General features: G+C 57.6%; 1 protein-coding gene. It reads left to right on the forward strand.

Annotation, left to right across the window (positions count from 1 at the left end; genetic code table 11):
• Positions 1-318, forward strand: a 318-nt coding sequence (locus ACNA7R_RS20510; RefSeq protein WP_416285382.1) for an HAD hydrolase-like protein, incomplete at its 5' end; no start/stop codon positions are given.
• Positions 319-670 lie beyond the last annotated feature (352 nt).

Below are 670 nucleotides of genomic sequence, written 5' to 3' on the forward strand. Positions count from 1 at the left end.
GGTAATCCGGAGATGCTCGAGTCGATGGTTGCCCACGCCGAGATCGGCGATATCATCGAAGACACGATTAGCGCTGATGAGGTCCGGACGTTCAAACCCGCGGTAGAGATTTATCGACACGCGGCCGCACGTACCGGCACGCCGATCGACGAAATCGTCCATGTGACTGCCGGTTGGTTCGACGTTATGGGCGCTCAAAACGCCGGGATGCAGGCCGCCTGGGTGGATCGCAAATCAACACCGTGGGAGCCCTTCGGTCCCGACCCCGATCTCACCATCGAGACGTTCTACGAACTGGCTGAGACGCTTGACGTCTGATACGGATTGCTGTAACGATTTACCGGTGCAACCGCCGTACGGGTCGCGGTTGCGCCGGTACTGACGTACAGGAAACCGTATGAGTTCACTGAATGATCATTTCGGCTTCCGCTGGTATCTCTGTGGATGTCTCGGTTTTGCCGTCGCGCGTACCCTTTTCTGGACCGGTCGTCTCGTGGGTGTATGAACGATACTGAACCGAGCTCCTCCGATGGACTGTCCGTAGAGGCGGTACTCGACCGTGTCCGGGCGCACAAATTCCACCCTGTTGATGAAACGAGCTTCACGGTCGATCAAAGGCTCGAAGAGCACGGTATTGCGGACCTTGATGACGACGATTGGCGAGTCCGAC

The sequence above is a fragment of the Natronococcus sp. genome (assembly GCF_047921035.1).
Taxonomy (GTDB): Archaea; Halobacteriota; Halobacteria; order Halobacteriales; family Natrialbaceae; genus Natronococcus.